27 protein-coding genes are annotated in these 25,784 nt (G+C 66.6%); 12 read left to right on the top strand and 15 right to left on the bottom strand.

From position 1 onward, the window contains the following. The first annotated feature begins 268 nt into the window (after positions 1-268). Positions 269-1,789 (top strand): carboxylesterase/lipase family protein, encoded by a 1,521-nt coding sequence (locus tag B9C43_RS12440; protein WP_084426277.1) that lies wholly within the window; start codon positions 269-271, stop codon positions 1,787-1,789. On the opposite strand, the gene B9C43_RS12435 is transcribed toward B9C43_RS12440, so the two are convergent. Next, on the bottom strand, positions 1,786-2,136 hold the full coding sequence (locus B9C43_RS12435; RefSeq protein ID WP_084426275.1) for a DoxX family protein: 351 nt from the start codon (positions 2,134-2,136) through the stop codon (positions 1,786-1,788). The genes B9C43_RS12440 and B9C43_RS12435 overlap by 4 nt on opposite strands. After that, on the bottom strand, positions 2,136-2,432 hold the full coding sequence (locus B9C43_RS12430; RefSeq protein ID WP_084426273.1) for a hypothetical protein: 297 nt from the start codon (positions 2,430-2,432) through the stop codon (positions 2,136-2,138). The genes B9C43_RS12435 and B9C43_RS12430 overlap by 1 nt, the downstream gene beginning before the upstream one ends. Positions 2,433-2,492: 60 nt before the next feature. On the opposite strand from B9C43_RS12430, the gene B9C43_RS12425 reads away from it, so the two are divergent. Beyond that, a complete protein-coding gene (locus B9C43_RS12425) occupies positions 2,493-3,395 on the top strand; it encodes a LysR family transcriptional regulator (protein WP_084426271.1) in 903 nt (300 codons plus the stop codon). On the opposite strand, the gene B9C43_RS12420 is transcribed toward B9C43_RS12425, so the two are convergent. Both B9C43_RS12420 and B9C43_RS12415 read right to left on the bottom strand, forming a co-directional pair. Then, positions 3,360-3,992: a TetR/AcrR family transcriptional regulator gene (locus tag B9C43_RS12420; RefSeq protein WP_063751041.1), complete on the bottom strand. Its 633-nt coding sequence runs from the start codon at positions 3,990-3,992 to the stop codon at positions 3,360-3,362. The two genes, B9C43_RS12425 and B9C43_RS12420, sit on opposite strands and share 36 nt — an antisense overlap. 55 nt (positions 3,993-4,047) lie before the next feature. After that, positions 4,048-4,470, bottom strand: coding sequence for a MarR family winged helix-turn-helix transcriptional regulator (locus B9C43_RS12415; RefSeq protein ID WP_033384085.1), 423 nt, complete (start codon positions 4,468-4,470; stop codon positions 4,048-4,050). Between the two features lie 90 nt (positions 4,471-4,560). On the opposite strand from B9C43_RS12415, the gene B9C43_RS12410 reads away from it, so the two are divergent. The 4 genes from B9C43_RS12410 to tsaE are packed head-to-tail and all read left to right on the top strand — an operon-like array spanning position 4,561 to position 8,103. Continuing rightward, a complete protein-coding gene (locus B9C43_RS12410; RefSeq protein WP_160096491.1) occupies positions 4,561-5,442 on the top strand; it encodes an SMP-30/gluconolactonase/LRE family protein in 882 nt (293 codons plus the stop codon). Positions 5,443-5,471: 29 nt separating this feature from the next. Next, positions 5,472-6,569 carry an alanine racemase gene (alr, locus tag B9C43_RS12405; protein WP_380144846.1) on the top strand — a complete coding sequence of 366 codons (1,098 nt, stop codon included), beginning with the start codon at positions 5,472-5,474 and terminating at the stop codon, positions 6,567-6,569. Continuing rightward, the gene (locus tag B9C43_RS12400) at positions 6,566-7,651 is read left to right on the top strand and encodes an alpha/beta fold hydrolase (RefSeq protein ID WP_033384083.1); all 1,086 of its coding nucleotides are present in this window, start codon (positions 6,566-6,568) and stop codon (positions 7,649-7,651) included. The genes alr and B9C43_RS12400 overlap by 4 nt, the downstream gene beginning before the upstream one ends. Further along, entirely contained in the window at positions 7,630-8,103 is a 474-nt protein-coding gene (tsaE, locus tag B9C43_RS12395) for a tRNA (adenosine(37)-N6)-threonylcarbamoyltransferase complex ATPase subunit type 1 TsaE (protein ID WP_033384082.1), read from the top strand. The genes B9C43_RS12400 and tsaE overlap by 22 nt, the downstream gene beginning before the upstream one ends. On the opposite strand, the gene B9C43_RS12390 is transcribed toward tsaE, so the two are convergent. Together B9C43_RS12390 and B9C43_RS12385 are read right to left on the bottom strand one after the other, a co-directional pair. Further along, complete coding sequence (locus B9C43_RS12390) at positions 8,096-9,061, bottom strand: Lrp/AsnC family transcriptional regulator (protein WP_084428071.1); 966 nt, start codon at positions 9,059-9,061, stop codon at positions 8,096-8,098. The two genes, tsaE and B9C43_RS12390, sit on opposite strands and share 8 nt — an antisense overlap. Continuing rightward, positions 9,051-10,010 carry an Lrp/AsnC family transcriptional regulator gene (locus tag B9C43_RS12385; RefSeq protein ID WP_084426265.1) on the bottom strand — a complete coding sequence of 320 codons (960 nt, stop codon included), beginning with the start codon at positions 10,008-10,010 and terminating at the stop codon, positions 9,051-9,053. The genes B9C43_RS12390 and B9C43_RS12385 overlap by 11 nt, the downstream gene beginning before the upstream one ends. A 141-nt stretch (positions 10,011-10,151) precedes the next feature. Between B9C43_RS12385 and B9C43_RS12380 the strand changes: the two genes are divergently transcribed. Beyond that, positions 10,152-11,525, top strand: a complete 1,374-nt coding sequence (locus tag B9C43_RS12380; protein WP_084426263.1) for an MFS transporter — start codon at positions 10,152-10,154, stop codon at positions 11,523-11,525. Here the strand turns inward: B9C43_RS12380 and B9C43_RS12375 are convergent. The 3 genes from B9C43_RS12375 to B9C43_RS12365 are packed head-to-tail and all read right to left on the bottom strand — an operon-like array spanning position 11,469 to position 14,987. Next, a complete protein-coding gene (locus B9C43_RS12375) occupies positions 11,469-12,710 on the bottom strand; it encodes a carboxyl transferase domain-containing protein (protein WP_084426261.1) in 1,242 nt (413 codons plus the stop codon). The two genes, B9C43_RS12380 and B9C43_RS12375, sit on opposite strands and share 57 nt — an antisense overlap. Beyond that, on the bottom strand, positions 12,694-14,064 hold the full coding sequence (locus B9C43_RS12370) for an acyl-CoA synthetase (protein ID WP_084426259.1): 1,371 nt from the start codon (positions 14,062-14,064) through the stop codon (positions 12,694-12,696). The genes B9C43_RS12375 and B9C43_RS12370 overlap by 17 nt, the downstream gene beginning before the upstream one ends. Before the next feature lie 29 nt (positions 14,065-14,093). Then, positions 14,094-14,987, bottom strand: a complete 894-nt coding sequence (locus B9C43_RS12365; RefSeq protein ID WP_084426257.1) for an SDR family NAD(P)-dependent oxidoreductase — start codon at positions 14,985-14,987, stop codon at positions 14,094-14,096. A 103-nt stretch (positions 14,988-15,090) separates the two neighbouring features. On the opposite strand from B9C43_RS12365, the gene B9C43_RS12360 reads away from it, so the two are divergent. Next, on the top strand, positions 15,091-15,651 hold the full coding sequence (locus B9C43_RS12360; protein ID WP_235038579.1) for a TetR/AcrR family transcriptional regulator: 561 nt from the start codon (positions 15,091-15,093) through the stop codon (positions 15,649-15,651). 104 nt (positions 15,652-15,755) lie between these two features. Here the strand turns inward: B9C43_RS12360 and trxA are convergent, their stop codons facing one another. Both trxA and B9C43_RS12350 read right to left on the bottom strand, forming a co-directional pair. Further along, positions 15,756-16,088, bottom strand: a complete 333-nt coding sequence (gene trxA, locus B9C43_RS12355) for a thioredoxin (protein ID WP_084426253.1) — start codon at positions 16,086-16,088, stop codon at positions 15,756-15,758. Then, positions 16,076-16,447 (bottom strand): MerR family transcriptional regulator, encoded by a 372-nt coding sequence (locus B9C43_RS12350; RefSeq protein WP_033384077.1) that lies wholly within the window; start codon positions 16,445-16,447, stop codon positions 16,076-16,078. Before B9C43_RS12350 ends, trxA begins: the two co-directional genes overlap by 13 nt. 60 nt (positions 16,448-16,507) lie before the next feature. On the opposite strand from B9C43_RS12350, the gene tsaB reads away from it, so the two are divergent. Genes tsaB through tsaD form a run of 3 tightly spaced genes read left to right on the top strand, consistent with a single transcriptional unit; the run spans position 16,508 to position 18,666 of the window. Beyond that, positions 16,508-17,146: a tRNA (adenosine(37)-N6)-threonylcarbamoyltransferase complex dimerization subunit type 1 TsaB gene (gene tsaB / locus B9C43_RS12345; protein WP_084426251.1), complete on the top strand. Its 639-nt coding sequence runs from the start codon at positions 16,508-16,510 to the stop codon at positions 17,144-17,146. Next, a complete protein-coding gene (gene rimI, locus B9C43_RS12340) occupies positions 17,143-17,607 on the top strand; it encodes a ribosomal protein S18-alanine N-acetyltransferase (RefSeq protein WP_084426249.1) in 465 nt (154 codons plus the stop codon). The genes tsaB and rimI overlap by 4 nt, the downstream gene beginning before the upstream one ends. Before the next feature lie 9 nt (positions 17,608-17,616). Continuing rightward, entirely contained in the window at positions 17,617-18,666 is a 1,050-nt protein-coding gene (tsaD, locus tag B9C43_RS12335; protein WP_084426247.1) for a tRNA (adenosine(37)-N6)-threonylcarbamoyltransferase complex transferase subunit TsaD, read from the top strand. On the opposite strand, the gene B9C43_RS12330 is transcribed toward tsaD, so the two are convergent. The 3 genes from B9C43_RS12330 to B9C43_RS12320 form a co-directional block, all read right to left on the bottom strand. Further along, positions 18,663-20,561, bottom strand: coding sequence for an N-acetylmuramoyl-L-alanine amidase (locus B9C43_RS12330; RefSeq protein ID WP_235038578.1), 1,899 nt, complete (start codon positions 20,559-20,561; stop codon positions 18,663-18,665). The two genes, tsaD and B9C43_RS12330, sit on opposite strands and share 4 nt — an antisense overlap. 95 nt (positions 20,562-20,656) lie before the next feature. Next, complete coding sequence (locus B9C43_RS12325; protein WP_084426243.1) at positions 20,657-22,252, bottom strand: alkaline phosphatase D family protein; 1,596 nt, start codon at positions 22,250-22,252, stop codon at positions 20,657-20,659. Positions 22,253-22,311: 59 nt separating this feature from the next. After that, entirely contained in the window at positions 22,312-22,950 is a 639-nt protein-coding gene (locus B9C43_RS12320) for a TetR/AcrR family transcriptional regulator (protein ID WP_084426241.1), read from the bottom strand. A 225-nt stretch (positions 22,951-23,175) separates the two neighbouring features. On the opposite strand from B9C43_RS12320, the gene B9C43_RS12315 reads away from it, so the two are divergent. Beyond that, the gene (locus tag B9C43_RS12315) at positions 23,176-24,012 is read left to right on the top strand and encodes a sigma-70 family RNA polymerase sigma factor (protein WP_235038576.1); all 837 of its coding nucleotides are present in this window, start codon (positions 23,176-23,178) and stop codon (positions 24,010-24,012) included. A 113-nt stretch (positions 24,013-24,125) separates the two neighbouring features. Here the strand turns inward: B9C43_RS12315 and groL are convergent, their stop codons facing one another. Continuing rightward, positions 24,126-25,748: a chaperonin GroEL gene (gene groL / locus B9C43_RS12310; protein WP_084426239.1), complete on the bottom strand. Its 1,623-nt coding sequence runs from the start codon at positions 25,746-25,748 to the stop codon at positions 24,126-24,128. Positions 25,749-25,784 lie beyond the last annotated feature (36 nt).

Here is a 25,784-nt window from a genome sequence, read left to right as displayed (position 1 = left end):
TGGCCTGGCGCAAGCTGGGCCAGCCACGCTCGTGTTCACTGAGGGCGGGGCCCGCGTACACCGGAACCCGACCGCCCACGGCGTGCCCGAGTGGAAGCGCTGCAAGTCCGGCGCGGATGTCCAAGGGCCTAGCCCTGCCTTGCGTCGCGTCGAAAAATGTGGCTGTGGAAAGCCATTGCGCGTCTGAACAGAACAGAAGCCCTAAGTAGGGCTCGCGTCATACCAAAGTTCGACGCGGTGAAGTGGCCATCACTGTCATCGTGGACGAGTGAAATGGCGGGGATTGGTACTCACGACGATTGGTCTACTGGGGTTGTTGGTCAGTCCGGCAGCCGCCGGGCCGGCCACGCTCGTCTTCACTGATCGCGGACCTGTCCAGGGGGCCGTATCGGGGGAAGTTCTTTCGTTCCAAGGGGTTCCGTTCGCCGCGCCGCCTGTCGGCGCGCTGCGTTGGCGTCCGCCGCAACCGGCGGCGCGGTGGCGGGATCCGTTAGACGCCACCAAGCCGCGCGAAATGTGCGCTCAACTGCCGGGGCTGTGGCCGGAGGAGTCGGTCAACGAGGACTGCTTGTACCTGAATGTCACCACGCCCAAGCGAAAGCATCGGTCCTTGCCCGTGATGGTGTGGTTCCACGGCGGCGGTTTCCTCAACGGCGCCGCAACCCATTACGACCCGGTCAAGCTTGTCACGCAAGGCGATGTGATCGTCGTGACGGTCGCCTACCGGTTGGGTCCGTTGGGGTATTTGGCGACGCCACGCTTGACCGCGGAGGCGGGGAACCAGTCGGGGAACTACGGTTTCCAGGATCAACTGGCTGGATTGCGTTGGGTGAAGCGCAATGCGGCGGCGTTCGGCGGAAATCCGGGCAACGTCACGGTCTTCGGTGAGTCGGCCGGCGCAGGCAGTGTGTGCGGCATGATCGTGTCGCCGTTGGCCAAGGGGTTGTTCCACAAGGCCGTCGGGCAGAGCTTCAGCTGTGACGCCAAGACCTACACGCGAGAAAAGGCCTACGCCCAAGGCGCGCAGTTCTCGTCGAGGGTCGGCTGTGCCGACTTGTCCTGCCTGCGAGCCAAGCCGGTCAAGGACATGCTCACCGCGTGGGAGGACGGTTATCCGGTCGTCGGTGGACGCGAGCTGCCGTTGCAACCACCGGATGCGTTGGAGCAGGGCAAGTACAACCACGTGCCCGTGATGTGGGGCAACAACTTGGACGAGATGCGGCTGTACGTCGGGACGACCTACGACGGCGACGGCAAACCGGTGACCGTGCCGGATTACGAGGAGCTCACCCGGGAGGAGTTCGGCCCGGCTGCGGACAAGGTGCTGGCCAAGTACCCCGTGGGCAACTACGCCAGCCCGAGCATCGCGTACGCGACATGGCTGGGCGACGCACCGGGCCAGCTGTCGACTTGCAGCCACATGAACACCTACAGGTTGTTCAAGGGTGAGGTGCCGGTGTACGCGTACCAGTTCACCGACCGGACAGCGCCATCCGTCGGCGACTGGCCCGGATTCGAGGAAGGCGCTGCCCATGCCTTTGAACTGAACTACCTGTGGGGTTGGCTGTTCGGTGAGCCGTTGAACCCGGCACAGGAAGCGTTGTCCAGGACCATGGTTCGTTACTGGACAACATTCGCGCACACCGGAAACCCGAACGGCCGTGGTGTGCCCCAGTGGAAACGCTACAAGTCCGACGCGGATGTCCAGGAGCTCGGTCTGTCCAGAGTGGCTCCGAAAAACCCGGCTGTGGAAAGCAATTGCGCCTTCTGGGCGGGATTGCAGCGCTAAGCAGTCAAGGCGAGAATCAGCGTGGCGCCTGCCAATGCCAGGCAGGCGCCCGGATAAACAATGTTGTGGTACACGCGAGTCTTGAGGTGAATGCCGACCGCTCCGATGAAGAACAGCACAAGGCCGACCGCGGCCGCGATACCCAGGAACTCGAATCCGGCGAGTCCGGCGGCGAGGCCCAAGGCTCCGGCGAGTTTGAGCAGGCCGAGTGGGAACACCCATGATTGCGGCACGCCGAGTTCGGCCGAGTTGGCCAGCACGAATTTCGCCCGGGCGAAGTCCGCGATCGCGGCGAATGCGTTCACCGCGATCGTGGCGACGGCGACGATGACATAAGACGTCGACATCAGAACATCCGGTAGGCGCCGAGGACCTCGAACGGCTCGGGCGAAGGCGCCGGGCCGACGGCCAGTTTGGCCACGGTGGCCTGCAGGTTCCGGGCCGCTTCGATACCGGGCAACGGGTTCTCGACGCCGTCGGCCACCTCCAGCAGCGCCATGAACTGTTCGCCGCTGCGCAGGTACGCGTACCGAATGCCTTGCGGCTGCTCGGCGTCCACGGCTTCGAAGGCGGTGCGAACCGCCTCTGTCACCGAAGAAACCTCATCCGGCGGAACGGTGTATCGGATCATCAGAAGTGCCATGCCTCAACCGTGGTCCGGCTTCCGGCTTGCGTCTAATACACGCATCCATAACCTGATGGAATGGATGTGGATACGCGGTTGCTGCGCTACTTCGCCATGGTCGCCGAGGAGGGCAACCTGACCAGGGCAGCGGAACGGCTCTTCGTGTCCCAGCCTGCGCTGACCAAACAGGTCAAGCAGCTGGAGAACCTCCTCGGCGTGCAGCTGTTCACCCGTTCACGCGCCGGAATGGCCCTCACCGAACCGGGGAGAACGTTGGCGCAACAGGTTCCTCACCTGCTGAAGGACTGGGACCGGGTCCTGCGGGACACCAAAGGCTCGGCCAGCCGCGCAGCGAAGGTCCTCCGGGTCGGATTCCTTGCCAGCGCGGCAAACGAGGCCACGCCGGAGATCATCGCCGCCTTCACCGAGCGGCGACCGGGCTGGCGCGTGGAGATGCGGCAGGCCACGTGGTCGAACCCCAGCGCCGGCCTTGACGAGGGCGACGTCGACGCGGCTCTACTGCGGATCCCGTTTCCCGGTCAGGAAAAATGGCACGTGAAAGTTCTGCTCACCGAACCTCGGTGGGTCGTACTGCCGTCGGCGCATCCGCTCGCGACCCGCGACCGGATCGATTTCCGCGACCTGTGGAACGAGCCATTCGTGGCCGCACCTGCGGAAACGGGCTGGTGGCGGGACTATTGGCTGGCCGCCGATCAACGAGAGGGCCACGAACCCCGCATCGGCGCCGTCACCGAAACCCCGGACGACTGGCTGAGCGCGATCGCCAACGGCTACGGCATCGCGCTCGCACCCGAGTCCGCAGCCCGCTTCTACGCCCGCCCGGGCGTGACGTATCGGCCGGTCGCTGGTGTCTCGCCGACCCAGGTCGGTGTCGCGTGGGCGAGTGAGGACAACCCAGTCGTCGGTGACTTCGTCCAGTGCTGCCTAAGCGCGCTTGACCCCGAGGGTCATCAGGCGTGACACGTAAGCCGCGAGTTCCGCTGGGGTCCACGGTTGCTTTTCCACGATCAGCATCCGGCCGCAGCTCTCGCAGATCGAGGCGAGCAGTTCCGCCAGTACCGGGGCTTTGCGCTCGGTGTCCTCGACGTTGATGGTGGCCAGGTACATCACGACCAGGTCGCGCAGCCTGCCGAGGATCGTCTCCCGTGCCGCGCGAACCCGCTTGGCCACAGGAGAATCAGAGGTACGGGACGACTCGAACACCACTCGCCACGAGTCCGGAGCCTCGGTCGCCGCGATCAGAAAAGCCTCAAGGCCTTGGCCGATCAGGGCTTCCAGGTTCTCGAAGTCCGGCATCTTCGGCAATGCCGCGATCACCGCGTCGATGAGTCGTTTCTCCTCCCTGCCGAGCAGGGCGAGCAATAACTCGTCACGGTTGCGGAAGCATTCGTACACCACCGGTTTGGTGACTCCGGCGGCGTCCGCGACCGCTTGCATCGAAGTTCCGCGATAGCCGTGTGCCAGGTAGACCTGCAGCGCCGAGTCAAGAATGAGGGGCCGTCGTTTTTCTGGGCCCAAATGCGCCGCCCGCCGGCGGACCGCCCTGTCTTGCGCCACCGAACGAACTTACAGTATCCCCCGCATGAGTGATGGCATTACCACACCAGTTTGTCTAACCGGACAACGCGGCAGTGGCTCTGGCCAGCAAAGATCGCAGGGTTTTCCGTTCGTCCTCGGTGAACTCGGCGGCGAGTCCGCGCTCGACCGCGACCGCCCGTTCATCGGCTTTGTCGAACGCGACCTGTCCTGCCTCGGTCAGCCGTGTTTCCAACATGTTCCGGTGCCACGGGTGCGGCGTGCGCACGATCAGCCCGGCCGATTCCAGGTTCTGCAGGATCGTGGTCATCGTCTGCGGGGTCACCAGGCACAGCCGGGCCAGCGCCGCGGCTGAGATGCCGGGGTTGTCGCTGAGGAACAGCAACGCCGAGTACTGCGGGACGGTCAGCCCGCTCGGCTTCACGGCGGCTTGTTTGGCGGCCATCAGCGCGTCCACAGCCACCTTCAGGTCGGCTCCCAGGCGCTCCTTGATCGGCATCCGCACATCAACATGCTACTTCTCGACAGAGTATTGACCATCATCAGAACTCTGATTACTGTTCGTGCCCTGATCGAAAGAGGGGTTCGAATGAAGAGACTGGTCCTGTTAGTTCTGGCCGGTTTGCTGGCGATCACCGGGACCGCGTCGGCAACCGGGCTGCCGCGCGTGATCAACGGGTACGGGGAGACGCTTCACCCGGAAGGGGTGGCGTGGGATCCGACCAGGCAGGCGTTCCTGGTCAGTTCGATCGTGCGCGGCACCATTTCCGTTGTCGGGCCGGACGGCAAAGCCCGCACCCTGGTCAACGACCCGGCGCTGACGCAGCCACTCGGCGTGCACGTCGACGCCCGGCGCAACCGCGTGCTGACCGCGTACAGCCAAGGCCTCGGCATCTTCGAACTGTCCACCGGCCGCACGCTGCACCTGGCCAAGTTCGGCAAGGCGCCGAACGACCTGGCGATCGACTGGTTCGGCAACGCGTACGTCACCGACCCGCCCGGCGACACGATCTACAAGGTCGACGTGAACGGCACTGTGACTCCATTTGTCACAGACAAGCGGTTGGCTGGCGCCGCGTACGGGATGAACGGCGTCGTCTGGCACCCGGCCGGATTCCTGCTGGTCGTGCACTACGAGAACGGCAAGCTGTTCAAGGTGACCAGGAACACGGTGACCGAGGTCGCCATCGCCAAGCCGCTCGTCGGCGGTGACGGCCTGGCGTTCCAACGCGACGGTTCACTCGTCGTCGTGACCAACAAGCTCGGTGTCCCTGGGGAAGACGCGGTGACTGTGCTGCGGCCGCGGAGCCTCTGGGCAAGTGCGGTAGTGACCAGGCACACACAGACGCCGATTTCCGCGCCAACCACGGCCGCAGTAACGCCATACGGCACATATGTGGTCCACGGCAGGTTGGACTGGCTGTTCAACGAGCAGAAGCTGTCCAACGAGTTCTTCCTGAGCCGGATCTAAAAGGCGAGCCGTAGCAAACATGTGCGAGCATGGGCGACGTTATGTCCGGTCAATACGCGCCGCGTGCGGAGACGATCGTCGATCTCGACGCTCTGCGGCACAACGTCGCCCTGCTCGCCGAGCGCGCCAAGGTGCCGGTGATGGCTGTCGTGAAAGCCGACGGCTACGGCCACGGCGCCGTCCCGATCGCGAAGGCAGCGCTTGAGGCGGGCGCGACCTGGCTCGGAGCGTGCTCCGCGGTCGAGGCCCTCACCCTGCGCGAAGCAGGCATCGAGGCGCCCATCCTGGCTTGGCTGTACGGGCCGGGCGAGGACCTTTCGGACGCCATCGCCGCGGGCGTGGACCTCGGCGTGTCCAGCATGGACGAGCTGCGCGCGGCCGAGGGCGCCGCGATCCACCTCAAGATCGACACGGGCCTGAACCGCAACGGCTGTCCCCCCGAGGAGTGGCCGGAACTCGTCCGAGCCGCCCGTGACCACAACGTCCGGGCGATCTGGTCGCACTTCGCCTCCGCCGATGAGCCCGGTGACCCGTCGGTCGACCGGCAGGCCGAGCGGTTCGAGCAGGCGTACGAGATCGCGGTGGCCGAAGGCCTCAAGCCGATGCGGCACATCTCGAACTCCGCGGCCACGCTGACCCGGCCGGATCTCGCGTACGACATGGTCCGCGTCGGGATCGCCATGTACGGGCTCAATCCCGTGCCGCAGCAAGAGGACCTGCGGCCGGTGATGACCTTCCGGTCCAGTGTGGCCAGTGTGAAACGCACGCGTGCCGGTGAAGGCGTGTCCTACGGCCTGACCTGGATCGCCCAGCAGGACACCACACTCGCCCTCGTGCCAGTTGGCTACGGGGACGGCGTGCCACGTGGACTGTCCGGCAAGCTCGAAGTCTTCGTCGCCGGGCACCGGCGCCCGGTCGTCGGCCGGGTGTGCATGGACCAGATCGTGGTCGACTGCGGCGACGACAAGGTGCGCCCCGGCGACGAGGTGATCCTGTTCGGACCTGGTGACCGCGGCGAGCCGACGGCCCGGGAATGGGCCGACAACCTGGGCACCATCGACTACGAGATCGTCACGAACATGTACCGGCCCCGGGTGGTTCGCCGCTATGTGGGGGCGCGAGGGTGAACGGCCGGATCGCGGGTCTGATCGGCGGAGCGGTGGGTGTCGTGGCAACTGGAGCGGCGATAGGTGCTGCCATTTACTCCAAACGCCGCGATATCGAGGATATGTACGCCGATGAGCCCTTGGGGCTCCTGCCGCCGAGCCGGACCAGCACGGTCGCGGCCGACGACGGTGTGCCTTTGTCGGTTGAGGAAGTGGACCCCGATGACGGTGGCACGCCGGAGATAACCGTCGTGCTGGTGCACGGTTTCGCGCTGAGCCGCAAGTCGTGGCACTTCCAGCGCCGGATGTTCGCCGAGCAGACCGACCCGCGGGTCCGGCAGGTCCTCTACGACCAACGCAGCCACGGCAGGTCCGCGAGGGCGAGCGAGGAGTCGAGCACGATCGACCAATTGGGCCGGGATCTCGCTGCGGTGTTGCGCGCGATGGTGCCCAAGGGCCCGATGGTCCTTGTTGGACACTCGATGGGTGCGATGACCGTCATCGCGTTGGCCGAACAGGAACCCGAGCTTTTCGCCGACCGTGTCCGCGGCGTGGCGTTGATCGGTACGTCCGCCGGTGAGATCGGTGCGAGCGGCCTGCCCCGCCCGCTTTTGTCCCGCTACAACCCGTTGACCCGCAGCATGGGCACGCTGGCCGACTGGCAGCCGGGGCTGGTCGAACTGGTCCGGGCAGCGGGTGGTCAGTTGACGCGGCGCGCGGTCCGGTTGATCGCGTTCGGCGGCCGGAGCGTCAGCCCACGGCTGGTCGACTTCATGATGGAGATGCTCGACGTCACCCCGGTCCGGGTGCTCGCCGACTTCATCGAGACGTTGGGCAGTCACAACCGGTACAAGGCGTTGGTGGGTCTGCAGCACTGTTATGTGCTTGTGCTGAGTGGTGACCATGACCGGATGACGCCGTACTCGCACGCGGAACGGATCGCCGAGGAACTGCCGGACGCGAAGCTGATCCGGCTGCGCGGCGCCGGGCACATGGTGATCCTCGAACAACCCGACCAGGTCAACGCGCACCTGGTCGATCTGGTCAGGCAATGCGTCAGTGGTCGTGGCGCAGGACGTAGATGGTGGCGGCGCAGGGCATGATCTCCCTTCCAACTCCTGAAGACACAGTCGAGTTCGGGCAGAAGCTCGGCAAACTGCTCGGCGCGGGCGACCTGGTGTTGCTCGCCGGCCCGTTGGGTGCCGGGAAAACCGTGCTGGTGCGCGGAATCGCGGCCGGTCTTGGCGTGCAGGGCCGGGTCAGCTCGCCCACGTTCGTGATCGAGCGGGTGCACAAACCCGGTTCGCCGGACGGCGTTCCGCTGGTGCACGTCGATGCCTACCGGTTGATCGGCCACGTCGAGGAGGTCGACGACCTCGACCTCGACTCGGATCTGACGTCGTCGGCCGTGGTGATCGAGTGGGGCGAAGGCCTGGCCGAGCAGCTGGCCGACGACTATCTGGTGGTACGCCTGGAAAGGCGGCCGGACGACACTCGGATAGCCCGTCTTGAGCCGCATGGCGACTGGACTTCCCGGGTCGCGCAGCTCACGTGACGATCGTCGCGCCACGTTTGACGGTCCGGATCACCGGCGCGGTCTCGATCTGCTTGATCGCGTCGAGTGAGGCGATCTTCGTGGTCAGGTACCGGTAGAACGTCGGCACGTCACGGCAACACGCGGTGGCGCCGATGTTCGCTGTGCCCGTCATCGCCGCGACGAAGACGATCTCCGGGTGCGAGGCCAGGATTTCACCGGTGCGCTGGATTTCCGAAGGCGCGACGGACATCCACATCTGTGTCTCGCTCATCAACCCGATGGCCGCGGAGTTGATGTCCACGTCGAAGTACACCGCGCCGCACTCGCGCAGGTAGTCGAGGCGTCGGCGGACCGTCGACTCGGACCAGCCGGTCGCCTTGGCCAGTTCTGCGAAGCCCGCGCGGCCGTCCAGTTCCAGGACGGCCAGCATCCGCTGATCGGCCTCGTCCAACGGGATGATCTCGTCCGTTATGGACAGTGGCGGCAGCAGTGCCTCGACTTGGTCAGGCGTGAGGGCGTCGAGCACCGACGGGTAGATGGCCTCGTCCCCGAGGAACACGTTGAGGATGCTGTGCGCGCTGACGTCGATGACCCGTGGGGTTTTCGGAAGTTGCTGCAACAGCAGGTTGTCCGGTTCCTCAGGGCTGGTCGACTGCGCGACACAGGTGATCTCGGTGCCACCCGAGTTCATCTGCACCCAGTACGTCCTTGGCCTGCGCGCCAGCGCTCTGGCCACGGCGAGCGCGGCGCTGGGCTCGACCCGGATCCGCAGGTACCAACGGACTTGCCCGACCCGCCACGGCGCGGTCTGCCCGACGACGGTGGCGATCGACTCCGCGCGCAGCCGACGGTATCGCCGGGCAATGGTCTGGTCCGACACACCCAGCACGTCGGCGATCTTGCTGAACGGCGCCCGGCCGTCCACTTCGAGCGCATGGATCAACGCCCGGTCGACGTCGTCGATCTCAGCCGACAAGAGTGGCACCCCGTTTCACCGTGCGGATCACCGGAGAGGTCTCGATGTGGTTGATCGCCTTGAGCGCCGCGACCCTGGTGGTGAGATAGCGGTAGAACGCGGGGACGTTCCGGCAGTTCACCGAGGCGATCAGATTCGACGTGCCGGTGATGGCCGCCGCGAACGCGACTTCCGGATGTGCGGCCAGTGCCTCACCGACGCTCACGATCTCGGCCGGGGAAACCGACATCCACATCATCGCCTCGCACGAGAAGCCCAGTAGCTGGATGTCCATGTCCAAGTCGTAGAACAAGGCCCCGACGTCGTGCAGGTAGTCGAGACGTCGGCGAACCGTCGATTCGGACCAGCCGGTCGCCTTGGCCAGTTCCGCGAAGCCCGCGCGGCCGTCTTCCTCCAGCACCGCAAGCATTCGGTGGTCCGCTTCGTCCAACACGACCACTTCGTCGGTGGGGTGGGTCTCGGGTTGCAGCCGTGCCACCTGTTCCCTGGTCAGGGTCTCGACCAAGCCGAGATGCTCGGCCGGGCCACCGAAGAACACGTGCAACAGGCTGTGCGCGGTGACTTCGCTGACCCGTGGCGTGCGCGGAAGTTGTTGCAGGAGAAGAGCATCCGTGTGCTCAGCGGTGTGCGACTGCGCGACGCACCCGATTTCCGTGCCACCCGAGAACATCCGGACCCAGTAGGTGTCCGACCGCCTGGCCAAGGCGGACGCGAGGGGCAACGCGGTCGCCGGAGCGCACTTGATCCTGATGTACCAGCGGACGTGGCCCACCCGCCACGGCACCGTCTGACCAACGACCCGAACCGCCTGAGTCGAGCGCAGTCTGCGGTAACGCCGGGCGACGGTCTGATCCGACAGACCCAGCACATCGGCGATCTTGCTGAACGGTGCTCGCCCGTCGATGTTCAACGCGTGGATCAACGCGTGATCAGTCTCGTCGAGCTGCACGGTGCCACGGTAGCCAGCGATGTCGGTTTCCGCCAGCGAGGCGGTGGGAATGTCGAAAAGCGCCGGACGCCCCGCCCTGGTGGCAATCCTGACCGTCGGCCAGCAATCCTCGGCTGCGTTCTGAGTCGTAAGGAGATCGACATGGGGAAGTGGTCACCGCTGGTGGCGGTGTGCCTCGGGGGGTTCATCCTGCTCGTCGACGTCACGATCGTGACGATCGCGCTCCCTGACATGGCGCGCACCCTCAGCGCTTCGCTCAACGGCCTGCAATGGGTCATCGACGCCTACGCCCTCGCCCTCGCCGCCCTGGTGCTGGCGAGTGGGTCGTTGGCCGATCAGATCGGCCGGAAACGGACATATCTGGGCAGTCTGGTGATTTTCGGCGTCGCGTCCCTCGCATGTGGACTGGCGCCGAGCATCGAGGTGCTGGTGCTCGCCCGGGCCGTACAGGGCATTGGGGGTGCGGCGATGCTGGCGACGACGTTGGCGATCGTCAACGTCACGTATCACGGCCGGGATCGCGGGGTCGCGCTCGGCATCTGGGGTGTGGTGGCCGGGGCGGCCGCCGCGGTCGGGCCGGTGGCGGGCGGCCTGCTCACCGAGTTCCTCGGCTGGCGGTGGATTTTCCTGATCAACATCCCGATCGCGATCGTGGCGATCTGGTTGACCATGAAGGTCGTCACCGAGTCGAACAACCCGCATGCCAAGGGCGTCGACGTGCCAGGTGTTGTGACGTTCACGGCGGGCACGGGCGCCGTCACGTTCGGGCTGATGGAGGCGGGGCAGCATGAGTGGGGTTCGGGCCGTGTGCTGGGCTGGATCGCTGCGGGCGTGGCCGTCCTGATCGTTTTCGTTGTGCTGCAAGCTCGCAGTGACAAGGCGATGCTGGATCTCAAGCTGTTCCGGCAGTTGTCGTTCTCGGTGATCCTGCTCGCGGCGATGGCGTTCTCGTTCGCGGCTTTCGCGTACACGCCGTTCATGTCGGTGTGGCTGCAGCAGCGGCTTGAGTTGCAACCGTTGTCAGCCGGGCTGGTGATGCTGCCGATGAGCGCGGCCGCGCTTGTGATCGCCGGTATCTTCGGCAGGCACATGCACTTGGTTCCGTTCCGGTACACGCTCAGCATCGGGCTCGGCGTGATCGGGATGGGAGCCCTGTTGCTGACGACCGGCGACAGCTGGATCGTCACGTTGCCAGGGCTTGCAGTCGCGGGCGTCGGCGTCGCTGTGACAGGACAAGCGTTGCCTGGCGCGATCATGGCGACGGTTCCGCACCATCGCGCGGGGATGGCTTCCGGTGCGCTCAACACATTCCGGCAGCTGGGCATGGCTGTGGGTGTCGCGGTTCTGGGCACAGTCGTCGCGCACGCCCCGACCTTCGAAGGCGGACTCGAGACGGCCTATGTGGTCTCGGGCGTCGTCGGCATCGTGGTCGGTGTGGTCGCCCTCGCCTTTGTCACGTCACGCAATGCCGTCCACAATCCCCAGGTCGAGCAAGTCCTGAGGACGGAGGCGTAGCTGGTCGGCGAGGTCGTCACCCGCCTCGCGTTTGAGGATCGCGGCAGCCAGTTCCGGTGCGATGACGGAGAAGTACGCGTCCGGCGTGATCCAGGTCCGGCCGGCTCCGGCGAGTGCGAGCGCGCCGCCGGAGCCGCCTTCGCCGATCACCAGCGTGGTCACCGGGATATGGGCCGCGGCCACGGCGGTGAACACGCCGGAGATCGAGTCGGCCAGGCCTGCCGCCTCCGAGGCGGAGTCGTTGGCGGCACCCGGTGTGTCGACCAACGTCAGCACCGGGATCCCGAACAGGTCGGCCATCGTGATCAACCGGCTCGCGGTGCGGTACCCGGCAGCGCGGGTCGCGGTTCCGGTCTGTGCGGCGAAAGCGATCGATCGGCCACCACGCCAGCCGATCCCGCACAACACCCCGGGATCCACTCCACCGGCCCGGTCTCCGCTGATCAACTGGTAAGCGTCGAAATAGGACTCCAGATATGCCGCGGCACGCGGACGCCCGGCATCGCGTGCTCGCATCACTGCTTCCCACCCGGTGGCCGGAAGTTCCGTCCCGCCAAGGGCTTTCGGGATCTCGGCGGGCTCGGGTGTGCCACCTGTCAACAGTTCCAGCCACGTCGCCAACACCACGGGCAGCGAGTCCGGCGTCACCACGGCATCGATGAGACCGGCCGCGAACTGGCCCTCGGAGGTGAACACCGGGTGATCGGCGTCCTCGGCCGACCGTACGCGACTGCCGCCGAAAGCGACCTGGGCACCGGAAAGGCCGAGGATCACGTCGGCGCCGGCGCCGAGTGACGCCCACACCCCGCCGGTCGTGGGATTGCGCAGCACAGCGATGTGCGGGATCCCGCTTTCGCGGTTGAGATGACATTCCCTGGCCACGCGCTGCAGTTGCAGCAGCGAGAACATGCCTTCCTGCATCCGGCTGCCACCGGTCGCCAGCAACGAGACCACCGGCGTCCCGTTCGCACGAGCCGTGGACAGGGCGTGCACCAGGCGATCACCGGTCGCGGTGCCGACCGAGCCGCCGAGGAACCGGAAGTCGAACTCGATCAGCATCACGTCGATGTCGCCGATCAGCACCTGGCCGTAGGTCACCGACTCATCGGCGCCGGTCTGCTGCCTGGCACGGGCCAAGGTTTCCGGATAGCCAGGCCAGTTCAGCGGATCACTGGCCGAGGGCACGCTTTGTCACCTTGCCCATGTCGTTGCGCGGCAACGCGTCCAGGAACCGCACGACCCTTGGGCGTTTGTGTGGCGTGAGCAGCTTGGCGACGTGGTCGATCAGTTCCTGCTCGTTGGGCCGCTCACCGGCGGGCACGATCCACGCGACGATCCGTTCGCCGAGGTCGTCGTCCGGCTCACCCGTCACCGCGACCTCGGCGACCCCCGGGTGTTCCAGGAGGACGTTCTCGATCTCGCCGGCGCCGATCTTGTAGCCACCGCTCTTGATCAGATCGGTGGCCCGGCGGCCCACGATCCTGACGTACCCGTCTGGGTCCACAGTGGCCACATCACCGGTGCGGAACCAGCCGTCCCGAAACGCTTCCGCGGTCGCGTCCGGGCGGTTGAGGTACTCGAGGAACAGGTTCGGGCCGCGCACTTCGATCTCGCCGATCTCGCCGTCCGGCAGCTGGTTGCCTTGCTCGTCCACGATCCGCAGGTCGACGCCGTCGACCGGCGGGCCGACCGTGCCCGGCCTGCGCTCGCCGTCGGCACGGACACTGCAGTTCATCAGCGTCTCGGACATGCCGTAACGCTCGACGATCCGCTGGCCGGTCGCCTTGAAGATGCGTTCGTGATCGCTGGCAGGCAACGCGGCTGACCCGGACACGAGCAGCCTGGCCTGCCCGACCGCCTTCGCCAGCGCTGGATCGGCCTCGGCGTCGGCCGCGAGCCGGTGGTACATCGTCGGTACGCCGAACATCATCGTGGCGTCACCGGCGAGTTCGCGTGCGACGGCTTCGGACGAGAACTTACCGATGTGCCGGACGGAGCCGCCGCGCCGCAACGGTCCCACGATGCCGAGGATCAAGCCGTGCACGTGGAACAGCGGCAGCCCGTGCACAAGGACGTCGTCGGACGTCCACTGCCACGCGGTCGCCAGCGCGTCCAAATTGGACACAATGGCCCTGCGGGGCAGGACGACACCCTTGGGCGGCCCGGTCGTACCGGACGTGTACACGATGAAAGCGGGCTGTGCGTCGGCGATGTCGAGCTCGGGCAGCGGCGCGGACGCGGTGATGTCGATGTCTTCTTCGCCGAGGTTCAGGTCCGGCTTGCTGTCGGTGAGGATGTGCTCGAGTTCGCGTGAGCCGATCTTGGGGTTGATCGGGACCACCGGGATCCCGGCGACCAGCGCGCCGACCACGGCGACCGCGGTCTGAATGGTCGGGGTCGCCCACACGGCGACTCTCGACTTGCCCTGGATCTGCGCGGCGACAGCGCCCGCGGCCCCGGCCAGCTGCCGGTAGGTCAGTTCCGCGTCGTTGAAGCGCAGTGCGGGGCGGTCGGCAGCCCGGGTCAGCTCACCAAACATGCAAGCCACTATGCCGGGGCCACGTGTGATCAGCCCAGTGTGGTGAGAGACACCTCCCACAACCGCTCGGCCGTCTCGGGGTTGAGCGCGTACGGCGCGACGCCCGAGAACTCGCCTGGTTGACGCGTCTTGGCCTCGTTGCTGTCTTCGAAGTACTTGCCGCCGACACCGTCCAACTCCGGCGAGGTCGCGACGTAGATGGACGTGGCCGCGCCTTGAGCAGGCGTCTTGCGGAACATCGAGCCGCCGACCTCGCTGCGCAGACGCTCGAGCTCCGACTCGGGCATATGCCGTTGCAGGTTGGTCGCGATGGAGCCGGGGTGCAGGGCGTTCGCGAAGATGCCGGCGTCCGCCCAGCGCCGCGTGGCCTCGACGGCGAACAGGATGTTGGCCGTCTTGGACTGGCCGTAGCCAAGCCACGGTGTGTACTCACGCCACTGGAAGTGGATGTCGTCGAACACGATCGGCGAGAACAGGTGTCCGCTGGAGGCCACGGACACGATGCGCGCACCGTCAGCGGCGGCGAGGGCTGGGTAGAGCCCGGTGGCCAGGGCGAAGTGGCCGAGGTGGTTGGTGGCGAACTGCAGTTCCCAGCCTTCGGCCGTGCGGGTGAGCGGCGGCGCCATCACACCCGCGTTGTTGATAAGGATGTGCAGCGGGCCTTCCCACGCGTCGACGAGGGCTTTGACGGAGGCCTGCGACGACAGGTCAAGCGGGGCGACGTGGGCCTTGATCTCGTCGGCGACTCTCTGCCCCGCGTTGACGTCGCGAGCGGCGATGGTCACCTCTGCGCCTGCGTTGGCGAGTACGCGTGCGGTCTCGGTGCCGATACCGGACGCGCCGCCAGTGACGATCGCGCGCTTGCCGGTGAGGTCGACTCCGGCGATGACTTCGTCGGCGGTGCTGGTCTTGTCGAATGACATGGTGTCGGTGTCCTTGCCAGTAGAATCTGAAACGGAGGAACCTCCGCTACGACTCCAGGTTATGCGGAGGCGCCTCCGTTTGCAACTCGCTGAAGGAGGCCCAGTGGCGGCGCGACCCATGCGCGCGGACGCGCAGCGCAACCGAGACCGGCTGATCGAGGCCGCTGTACGAGCGTTTTCGCACGACGGCCCCGAGGTGACGCTGGAAGCGATCGCCAAGGACGCCGGAGTGGGGATCGGCACGCTCTACCGGCACTTCCCCACCCGGGAAGCGCTTGTCGACGCGGCCTACCGGAACGAGTTGACCAAGCTGATCGACGCGGCCCCGGACCTACTGTCGGCGATGGAACCCGACGTGGCGCTGCGCACGTGGATGGACCACTTTGTGGCGTACATGACTACGAAGCAGGGGATGGGTGACGCACTGAAGGCGCTGATCGCGTCCGGCGGGAACCCGTTCAAGGACAGCCGTGAACGTCTGATGCAAGCGCTACGCCAGTTGCTGGACGCCAGCGTCGACGCGGGCAAGATCCGCGCGGACATCGACGCCTGGGACATGCTGGTCAGCCTCAGCGGCGTCGCGCTCGCTGGTGAGCAGGCCAAGCATGAGCAGATCGGCCGCCTGCTCGACCTGCTCATGGACGGCCTGCGCTACCGCTCCTGACCTGGGCAAACCGCGGAACTGTCGTACCCTCACGGTAACGTTGAAATTAGGGGTTCCCCCATGGGAATTGGTGTTGCGGTGAAGCGTGCCTTGGGGCGGAATGGTTACCGCCCCGTGGTGGCGCCGAGGTGTGGCTCCAGCTCACGCAGCAACGCGTGCTTCGGCCGCGCGCCCACCATCGAATGCACCAGCTCACCGTCGCGGTACAAGTTCAGCGTCGGCGCGCCCATGATCCGCTGGGACCGGGCCGTTTCCACCGCCGTGTCCACGTCCACCTTCACGATCTGCACGACCTCAGCGAGCTCGGTCTCCAACTCCGCCAGCACCGGCCCGATCATCCGGCACGGCGGGCACCACGTCGCCCAGAAGTAGACGAGCACCGGCCGTTCTGCTGAGGCCAGGTGGGCGGTGAACGTCGAGTCCGTCAACGCGAGCATGGGCGTTTCCTCTCCGAGACTGTTTCCAACTGCGCCGCCAGCCGGTCGCGGATCTCGCTGAGCCGCGCTATGCCCGCGTTGAGCTCGGCCAGTTTGCGGCGGTAGACCTCGATCGACGCCGGGCAGACGTCTCCGGCGGCGTGCCCGGCCCGCAGGCATTCGACGAACGGGCGGGTTTCCTCCAGTGCGAAGCCGATCTCGAGCAACGAGCGGATTTCCTGGACGAGCCGCAGGTCGTTCTCGTCGTACTCCCGGTGCCCGTTCGCCGCTCGTCTGGCCGGCAGCAGGCCCTGGGCTTCGTAGTACCGCAGTGACCGTGTGCTCGTGCCCGCGCGCTGGGCCAGCTCGCCGATCCGCATCATGTCCTCCACGCTAGGCCTTGACACCGGCGTCAAGTCCAGGATGCGTACTCTTGGTCAGTGCTCGTTCTCGCCCTTGACACCGCCACACCCGCGGTCACCGCTGGTGTCGTCGACTTCGACCACGAAGGTCTGGCCCGCACGCTGGCCAGCCGGGTCACGGTCGACGCCCGCGCGCACGGCGAGCTGCTGACCCCGCACACCAAGGAGGCGCTGGCGGAGGCCGGGCTGGACTACGCCGACCTGGACGCCGTGGTGTGCGGTTCGGGCCCAGGGCCGTTCACCGGCCTGCGGGCCGGCATGGTCACCGCGGCTGCCGTCGGCCAAGCGCTTGCCAAGCCCGTCTACCCGGTGTCGACGCTCGACGCCATCGCCGCCGACTTCCCCGAGGTCCACCGACTTCTCGTGGTCACGGACGCCCGTCGCAAAGAGGTCTACTGGGCGCGCTACGAGAACGGCCACCGCGTGCAGGGCCCGGACGTGAGCAAGCCGGCCGAACTCGAGGACGTCGAAGCCGACCTCGTGGTCGGGGCGCAGTTGCTGCAACGGTCCGTCGAACCTGCGTCGCCGAGCCCGGCAGGCCTTGTCATGGCAGCCTCGCATCTGTTCGGACAGACGCCACCCCCGCTCACTCCGCTCTACCTGCGCAGGCCGGACGCTGTCGAGCCAGGTGCTCGCAAGCGGGTGAGCCGGGCGTGACCGTCCGACTCGCCGCACTGCGCACCGAGGACCTGCCGAGGTGCGCTGAGCTGGAGAAACTGCTCTTCCCGGGTGAGGACCCGTGGAGTGTGCAGGCTTTCCAGTACGAGTTGGAGAACGGCAACTACTACATCGGCGCGCACGTGGACCCTGACGGGTTGGTCGGCTACGCGGGCATTTCCGAGCTCGGCGGCCCGGGCAACTACGAGTGCGAAGTGCACACCATCGGTGTGGACCCCGAATTCCAGGGCAAGGGCATCGGCAAGGCGTTGCTGCGCGACTTGCTCGACCGCGCGGATCAGTTGCACGCACCCGTCTTCCTCGAGGTGCGGACCGACAATGTGCCCGCGATCAGCCTCTACGAGGCGCACGGCTTCGAACGGATCGGTCTGCGCAGGCGGTACTACCAGCCGTCCGGCGCGGACGCGTACACCATGGCAAGGCCGGGGAGACCCCAGTGAGTGAATACAGTGAGTGACAAGATAATTCTCGGCATCGAGAGCTCCTGCGACGAGACCGGCGTCGGCATCGTCCGGCTCGGTTCCACCGGCGAGATCACCCTGCTCGCCGACCAGGTCGCGTCCAGTGTGGACCAGCACGCCCGGTTCGGCGGTGTGGTACCGGAAGTCGCCAGCCGCGCCCACCTCGAGGCGATGGTGCCGACCATGGACCGCGCACTGGACGAGGCCGGAATAAGCCTGTCCAATGTGGACGCGATCGCGGTGACGTGCGGTCCTGGTCTGGCAGGCGCGTTGCTTGTCGGTGTGTCCGCGGCGAAGGCCTACGCCGCCGCGTTGGACGTTCCGTTGTACGGCGTGAACCACCTTGCCGGACATGTGGCCGCGGATACCTTGCAGCACGGGGCTTTGCCGTCGGAGTGCCTGGCATTGCTGGTGTCCGGTGGGCACACGCAGTTGCTGAAGGTCGAGGACCTGGCCGGCAAGATCACCGAGATCGGCTCGACCATCGACGACGCCGCAGGCGAGGCGTACGACAAGGTGGCCCGGATCATCGGCCTGCCCTATCCCGGCGGCCCGCCCATCGACAAGGCGGCCAAGCAGGGCGACCCGAACGCGATCAAGTTCCCGCGTGGCCTGACCGGTCCGCGTGACCCGAAGTTCGACTTCTCGTTCTCCGGGTTGAAGACCGCGGTCGCGCGCTGGGTCGAGGGGCAGGAAGCGGACGGCAAGCCGATCCCGGTCGACGACGTCTGCGCGTCCTTCCAGGAGTCCGTCGCGGACGTGTTGACTGCCAAGGCTGTTCGCGCGGCGACCGAACTCGGCATCGGCACGCTCGTGATCTCCGGTGGTGTCGCGGCGAACTCACGGCTGTCCGGCCTGGCGCGGGAACGCTGCGCGCAAGCCGGGATCGAGCTGCGTGTGCCTCGACCCCGGCTGTGCACCGACAACGGCGCGATGATCGCCGCGTTGGGCGCGCACCTCGTCGCTGCCGGTGTCCGTCCTTCATCTCTTGAACTGCCAACGGATCCAGGTCTGCCCGTCGACACGGTGTACGTCTAGCGCCAGAACGACGGGCGGACGTCCACATCGTCGGCGTTGACGAACATGATCCGGTGTCCGAACTGGATCTGCAGGTACTTCGTCTTGCCCCGGACCACGGTGTGGTTCGCGGGATCGAAGGTGGTCGCCCAGTAGTACTCGGACTGCAGAGCCTGGCCGAGCGAGTACCGCTCACCCGCGGAGAACGTGTACTGCAGCGGAGCCAGGGCCTGTGGCGTGATGTGCGCCGGGTACGCCGCGGCTTCCGGATATGCCCTGCCGTACACCGGAACTGTGGCTTTGCCCTGCTTCGGCGTCACCACGAACCCGACGCCACCAACGGCGTTCGGCGCCTTGCGCGGGTTGTGGAACCAGCCCTTCTGGCCCAGGTACCAGATCGCGGTCCAGTCGCCACGCACTTCGGCGACCGCGTACTGCTGACCGGTTTCCACCCGGCTGCTGTGGTCGGAGATCTCCATCGTGCCCGGTGATCCGTCCGGCCGCAGACCAGGGTCCTTGAGCAGCGGGGAATTCGCGTCCGGCGCGGTGTGCAGGATGACCGAAGTGGACCCACGCGGCGTGCACGGCTCACCGGCCTTGACACAGCCGATGAAGGCGGGCTTGTTGGTCGCGAAGTCCGGCTTGATCGTGACAAGGCCGAGGTTGCCGGTGGACCGGAACGGCGCGCCGAGCAGGTCGAAGTAGTGCGCCCAGTCCCAGTAGGGGCCCGGGTCCCAGTGCATTCCGCGTACCGTCGCTGGAGTCGTGCCGGGAACGTTGTCGTGGCCGATGATGTGCGCGCGGTCCAGCGGAATCCGGTACTTCGCCGCCAGATAGCGGACCAATTTCGCGGACGAGCGGTACATCGCCTCGGTGTACCAGGTGCCGAGCTTGGCGAAGCCTTCGTGCTCGAGGCCGATCGACTTGGCGTTGATGAACCAGTTTCCCGCCTGCCAGGCCACGTCCTTGGCCTTCACGTGCTGGGCCACGTGCCCGTCGGCCGACCGCAGGGAGTACTGCCAGCTCACGTACGTCGGGTCCTGGACCATCTTGAGCACGCCGTCCCACTGGCCCTCGGTGTCGTGGATGACGATGTACTTGATCTCCTGCGACTCCGGCCGGTTGGCCTTGTCGTGGTTGCCGTAGTCGTTGTCGGGAAGCTCTTGGTACGGCGCGGGAATCCACTCGCAGGCCAGGGTGCGGGGACACTCCGTGTTGTCCGAAGAGGACTTGCGCAGGCCCAGCTTGTCGAGCTGCTGCTTGTTCGGCTGCACGGAGGTCGCCGCCAGCTTCACGCGTTGCCCGTCGTCGGTGACCCGCTCGACGCCTTGGTTGATGGTCGCGAAGACCTCATCCGCGAAGGTTGCGGCGGACCCCGTGTCACCGGCGCCCCCGTAACGCGCCACGGCGCCGTACCAGTCGGCCGCGTTGTCGCCGACGGCACCGATTTCCTTCTGGTACTTGGCAAGCAGGGCCGCGCCGCCGCGGATATTCTGCTTGGCGTCGGCCCGCAGGTCCTCAGTGGATACACCGGTCAGTGCTGCCGCGTTGTTGACAGTCTGCAGCTTCGGCAGTTGCTCGACCGGCGGTCCGGGCTCCGGGTCCAGCCGCGGACGCGAGTCGTCACCGCGAGGGTCTTCGGTGCCCTCGTCGTGGTGTGTGCCGCCGGTGTTCGCAGTACGCACGTCAGTCAGGTGCATTGGGCCGTAACCGGCGCTGGTGCTCGGGGTCCCGGCATTGGCGTCCCACCGGGACTCCAGGTAGGACACTCCCAGCAGCACGCTTTCCGGCACACCGAATTCGGCCGCGGCCGCGCGGAAATCACGCTGCCGCGCCTGATCGGCTGGTTCGGCACTGGCCGGGGTCACGCCGAGCACGAGCCCGGTGACCGTGGCCAGGATGAGGGCAGGACGCATGACGGTTTCTCCCCTTGTTAAGGTCATGCTTACTCTGCGGCCAGGCGCCCTGCCCGTCAATAAGTTGCGTCCAATCAGCCTAGTTGGTGGCTGACTTACGCCGGGTGCAGACTCCGATCGCGATCAGCGACCACGAAGCTGGCAGCGGTGGTCGCCTCGGCGCCCGGCTGCCGCACGTACGGCAGGATCCGATAGTCGGCCCGAAGCTCGTCGGCGGTGAACTTGGTCCGGATGTACCCGCGCCGGTTCTTGTGGAACTTGACGTGCGGGTTCTCCGCGAGCACCCCGGCATTCGGGTCGTCGTTGCCGTCACCGCCACTGGTGATGGACGTGGTGACGAACTCGGTGGCGAGTCCCCGCGAGGTGGGGTCGGTGTAGTCCGACTTGGTCTCCGCCGCCCAGTGCCGGTGCACGTCACCGGTCAGCACAACGCCGTTGCGGGTCTTGCCAAGGCCTTCGGCGATCCTGTCCCGGTTGGCCTTGTAGCCGTCCCATGCGTCCATGTTGTAGCCCTGGTTCACGCCGGGCGTGAGGTCGATCTGGGAGAAGAACACCTGCTGCCCCAGCACATCCCAGCGAGCCCGCGAGCGCCGCAGCCCGTCGAGCAGCCACCGCTCCTGTTCCTCGCCGGTGATCGACCGCGTCGGCTCGAGCCGCGCGTCGCAGTTCGGCTTGACGCCGTCGCCGCAAGCCTGGTCGTCGCGGTACTGCCGGGTGTCGAGCATGTGGAAGTTGATCAGCCCGCCCCACTGCAGCCGCCGGTAGAGCTGCATGTCGATGCCACGTGGCCGGGCGGTGCGCCGCAGCGGCATGTTCTCGTAGTACGCCTGGAAAGCGTTCTTCCGGCGCTCAAGGAAGTTCGGGTCCGGCTGCTCAGGAACCTCGTCAGCCCAGTTGTTCTCGGTCTCATGATCGTCCCAGACCACTAGCCACGGCGCGGTCGCGTGCGCGAGCTGAAGGTCCGGGTCGGTCTTGTACTGCGCGTGCCGCAGCCGGTAGTTCTCCAGCGTACGAGTCTCCGGGCCGAGCACCTGCCGCACATCGTTGGCACCAGCGGCATATTCGTACTGGTAGTCACCAAGGTGCAGGATCAACCCGGGCTCGTCCTCGGCAAGCCGCTTGTACGCGGTGAAGTGCCCGGCGCCGAAGTGGCTGCAGGACGCGAAACACATCGTCAGATCGGTCCGGGTGATGCCGGGAGCGGGAGCGGTGCGAGTCCGCCCGGCCTCCGAAATGTGGCCCTGTGTACGGAATCGGTAGAAGTACTCCGAGCCCGGCCGCAGGCCCTCGACCTCGACGTGCACGCTGTGCGCCGACTGTGGCCGGGCGAGCTCCACACCACGCCGGACAGTTCTGCGGAACCCCTCGTCGGTCGCGATCTCCCACTCAACGAAGTAAGCACGATCCGGCATCCCGCCAAGACCGTTGTCCGCCAACGGATTCTGCGCCAACCGCGTCCACAGCACGACGCTGTCGTGATACGGGTCGCCGGACGCGACACCGAGCGTGAACGGGTCCGTGAGCTTGTCAGCGGACGCACTCGCCTGCGTGGATCCCAGTGCTGTCAAACCTAAAGCCGCTGCGCCGCCGAGGAGCACCGAGCGGCGTGAGGGTGTGGTGGGGACGGACACAGTACCTCCCAGTTCGGGGTCTACTGGATCGTCACCCTCACCCGGGAGTACGAAGGCCATCCCAAGATCGGGTTATCCGGGGATGAACAATCCGGATCCCGTCCTGGGTTGTCAACAATTCACCGCCGGATGGCGTAGTCGCCGAGCGCCGGCTCCAATGCGCTGAACGCGACACGTGCGTGCTCGGCGACGGTTCTCGCTATGTCGGCGTTGTCGTGACCTTCGAGCGTGTGCCGCACAGTCTCGTCGAACAGCAACCTGAGTACGCCGATCAACTGGATGGCGGCGACTCTGGGCAGGATGTCGTCCGGCTCGGCGCCGGTCTCGCTCGCCAGCGTGCCGGCGAGTGCTTTTTCGCGATCGTCGTGGAACTCCCGCAGGCGTGCCACCAACGCCGGGCTGTCCATGATCATTCGAGCGAACACCGGGCCGGAGAAGCCGATGACCGGATCGTGTTCGGCGACCGCGGCGAGGTAGGAACGGCGCAACGCGGCCAGAGCCGACTCGCCGGGCGCGCGCTCCTCGACGGTCTTGGCGGGTTGCCGTACGAACTCGTCGTGCATGTCGAGCGCGAGGTCTTCCTTGCGCGGGAAGTAGTTGGTGACGGTCATCTTGGCGACCTGCGCGGCGGCCGCCACCTCGGCGATGGTCACGTTGTCGAAGCCGCGTTCGAGGAACAGCCTCGTGGCCTCGTTGGAGATGCTTTCCCTGGTCTGGCGCTTCTTCATGGCCCGGAGGCCGGTCTGTGCCCTGCTCACGACCTCACTATACATAGGTTCGGCCAAAATTTATGCTTGACATATTTATAGGTCGGACATAAGTTTAGGTCCAGTCAGGCAGAAAGGAGCCGCGCATGCCTCGCAGTACTGGACCGGTCCTGCCGAACCGGCGTGATCGAGTGCAGCCCCCGCCCAGGCGGCAGCCGGTGCCCATGCCGCACCACCGGCCCCGCCGGATCCCTGGCCGTCGCTGAAAGGAATCTGTTGGACCACCTCACCAAGTTCCCGCTGCTGACCGCCGAGCAGGAAGTGCGGCTCGGCGCACGCATCGAGGCCGCGACGCTGGCGCAGCAGGACACCGGCCTGACCGAAGCCGAGCGGAACAGGATCGTCGCCGACGGCAGGCGCGCCAAGGAACACATGATCAAGGCGAATCTGAGACTGGTCGTCTCGATCGCCCGGCGCTACAGCGGACTGCCGCTGGTGGACCTGATCCAGGAAGGAACGATCGGCCTGATCAGAGCCGTGGAGAAGTTCGACCACCGCAGAGGACTGAAGTTCTCCACCTACGCGGTGTGGTGGATCAAACAGGGCATCGGGCGGGCGCTGGCCGACCAGAGCCGGACGATCCGGCTGCCCGTCCACCTCGTCACCGTGCTCAACGCGGTGACAAGGGCCCGCCGGGTTCTCATGGTCGAGCTCGGCCGGGAACCCACCGCCGCCGAGCTCGCGACCCGGCTCGACCTGCCGGTGCAGAAGGTCGAACTGGTGCTGCGGCAAGAGAAAGAACCGCTGTCGCTGCACACCCCGCTTGGCGACGACCTCGAGCTGGGCAACCTGATCGCCGATGCCGCACCGGATCCGTCGTCCCTGGTCGCTGCCGCGATGCTGCGGCAGGACGTGGACCGTGTACTGAAGACACTGTCCGAAAGAGAGGCTGAGGTGATCGCGCTGCGGTTCGGCCTGAACGACGACCAGCCCCGCACGCTGGATGAGATCGGCACCCACTTCGGCCTGACGCGTGAACGCATCCGGCAGATCGAAGCCAAGGGAATGGCGAAACTCCGCCGCTCCCGCGAACTGGCGGATCTCGTCGCCTGACAGGCCCTTCGCTTGTCACGAATGGACGAGGAGTGAGCATGACGTGACAGACAACCTTGCCACCAAAGAGAAACGGCGCCCCTCGCGAGGGGCGCCGTTCTGCTTGGTACAGCTCAGTGGCCGTGGCCATGTCCGTGACCGTGTCCGGCCGCGGGTGGCTCTTCTTCCTTCTTCTCCACGACCGAGCTCTCGGTGGTCAAGACCATGCGGGCGATGGACGCCGCGTTGGTCACTGCCGAGCGGGTGACCTTGACCGGGTCGATGATGCCTTCGGCGACGAGGTCGCCGTAGGTCAGCTTGGCCGCGTTGAGGCCGTGGCCCCAGTCGCCCTCGCGGACGCGGTGCACCACGACCGCGCCTTCGAGACCGGCGTTGCTGGCGATCCAGTGCAGCGGAGCGGTCAGCGCCTCGCGCACGATGGCGACACCGGTCGCTTCGTCACCGGTCAGGCCGAGGTTGCCCTCGAGTTCCTTGGCCGCGTGCACGATCGCCGAGCCGCCGCCGGGCACGATGCCTTCCTCGACCGCTGCCTTCGTCGCCGCCACCGCGTCTTCGATGCGGTGCTTGCGCTCGTTCAGCTCGGTCTCGGTTGCCGCACCGACCCGGATCACCGCGACGCCGCCTGCCAGCTTGGCCAGGCGCTCCTGCAGCTTCTCCCGGTCCCAGTCCGAATCGGACGCTTCGATCTCCTTGCGGAGCTGCTCGATGCGGGCCTGGACCTCGGCCTTGTCGCCACGGCCCTCGACGATCGTGGTCTCGTCCTTGGTCACCACGATCCGCCGGGCCGAGCCCAGCACGTCGAGGCCGACCTCGGCGAGCTTCATGCCGATCTCGCTGGAGATCACCTGGCCGCCGGTGACGAACGCCAGGTCGTCGAGGAACGCCTTGCGGCGGTCACCGAAGAACGGCGCCTTCACGGCAACGGCCTTGATCGTCTTGCGAACCGAGTTGACCACCAGGGTGGACAGGGCTTCGCCCTCGATGTCCTCGGCGACGATCAGCACCGGCTTGCCTGCCTGGACGATCTTCTCCAGGATCGGCAGCAGGTCCGCCAGCGCGGAGATCTTCTCCCGGTACAGCAGGATGAAGGCGTCCTCGAGGACAGCTTCCTGCGCCTCGAGGTCGGTCGCGAAGTGCGCCGAGATGTAGCCCTTGTCGAACTGCACACCCTCGGTGATGACGAGCTCGGTGGCCAGCGTGGAGGACTCCTCCACGGTGATCACGCCGTCCTCGCCGACCTTCTCGATGGCCTCGCCGAGCAGCGCGCCGATCGACGCGTCCCGCGAGGTGACCGTGCCGACCTGGGCGATGTTGTCGCGGCCCTTGATCGGGGTGGCCTTGGCGAGCAGCACCTCGACGACCTTGTCCACGGCCGCCTGGATGCCACGGCCGAGCGCGGTCGGGTTCGCACCCGCCGCGATGTTGCGCATCCCGACCCGCACGAGGGCCTGGGCGAGCACGGTCGCGGTGGTGGTGCCGTCACCGGCCACATCGTTGGTCTTGGTGGCCACGCTCTTGGCGAGCTGCGCACCCAGGTTCTCGAACGAGTCGTCCAGCTCGATCTCGCGTGCCACGGTGACACCGTCGAGCGTCACGGTCGGGCCGCCGAACTTCTTGGCGAGCACGACGTGCCGTCCGCGCGGGCCCAGAGTCACCTTGACCGCGTCGGCCAGCTTGTTGACCCCGCGCTCGAGTGCCCGACGAGCGTCCTCGTCGAAGCTGATCTGCTTGGGCATTTACAACCTCTCTATATGACAAACACCCCGGAAGCC

Source organism: Kibdelosporangium aridum, assembly GCF_900176515.1.
GTDB classification, from domain to species: domain Bacteria; phylum Actinomycetota; class Actinomycetes; order Mycobacteriales; family Pseudonocardiaceae; genus Kibdelosporangium; species Kibdelosporangium aridum.
The sequence above is the reverse complement of the archived record's forward strand: the minus strand, read 5'-3'. Positions and strand labels throughout refer to the sequence as shown.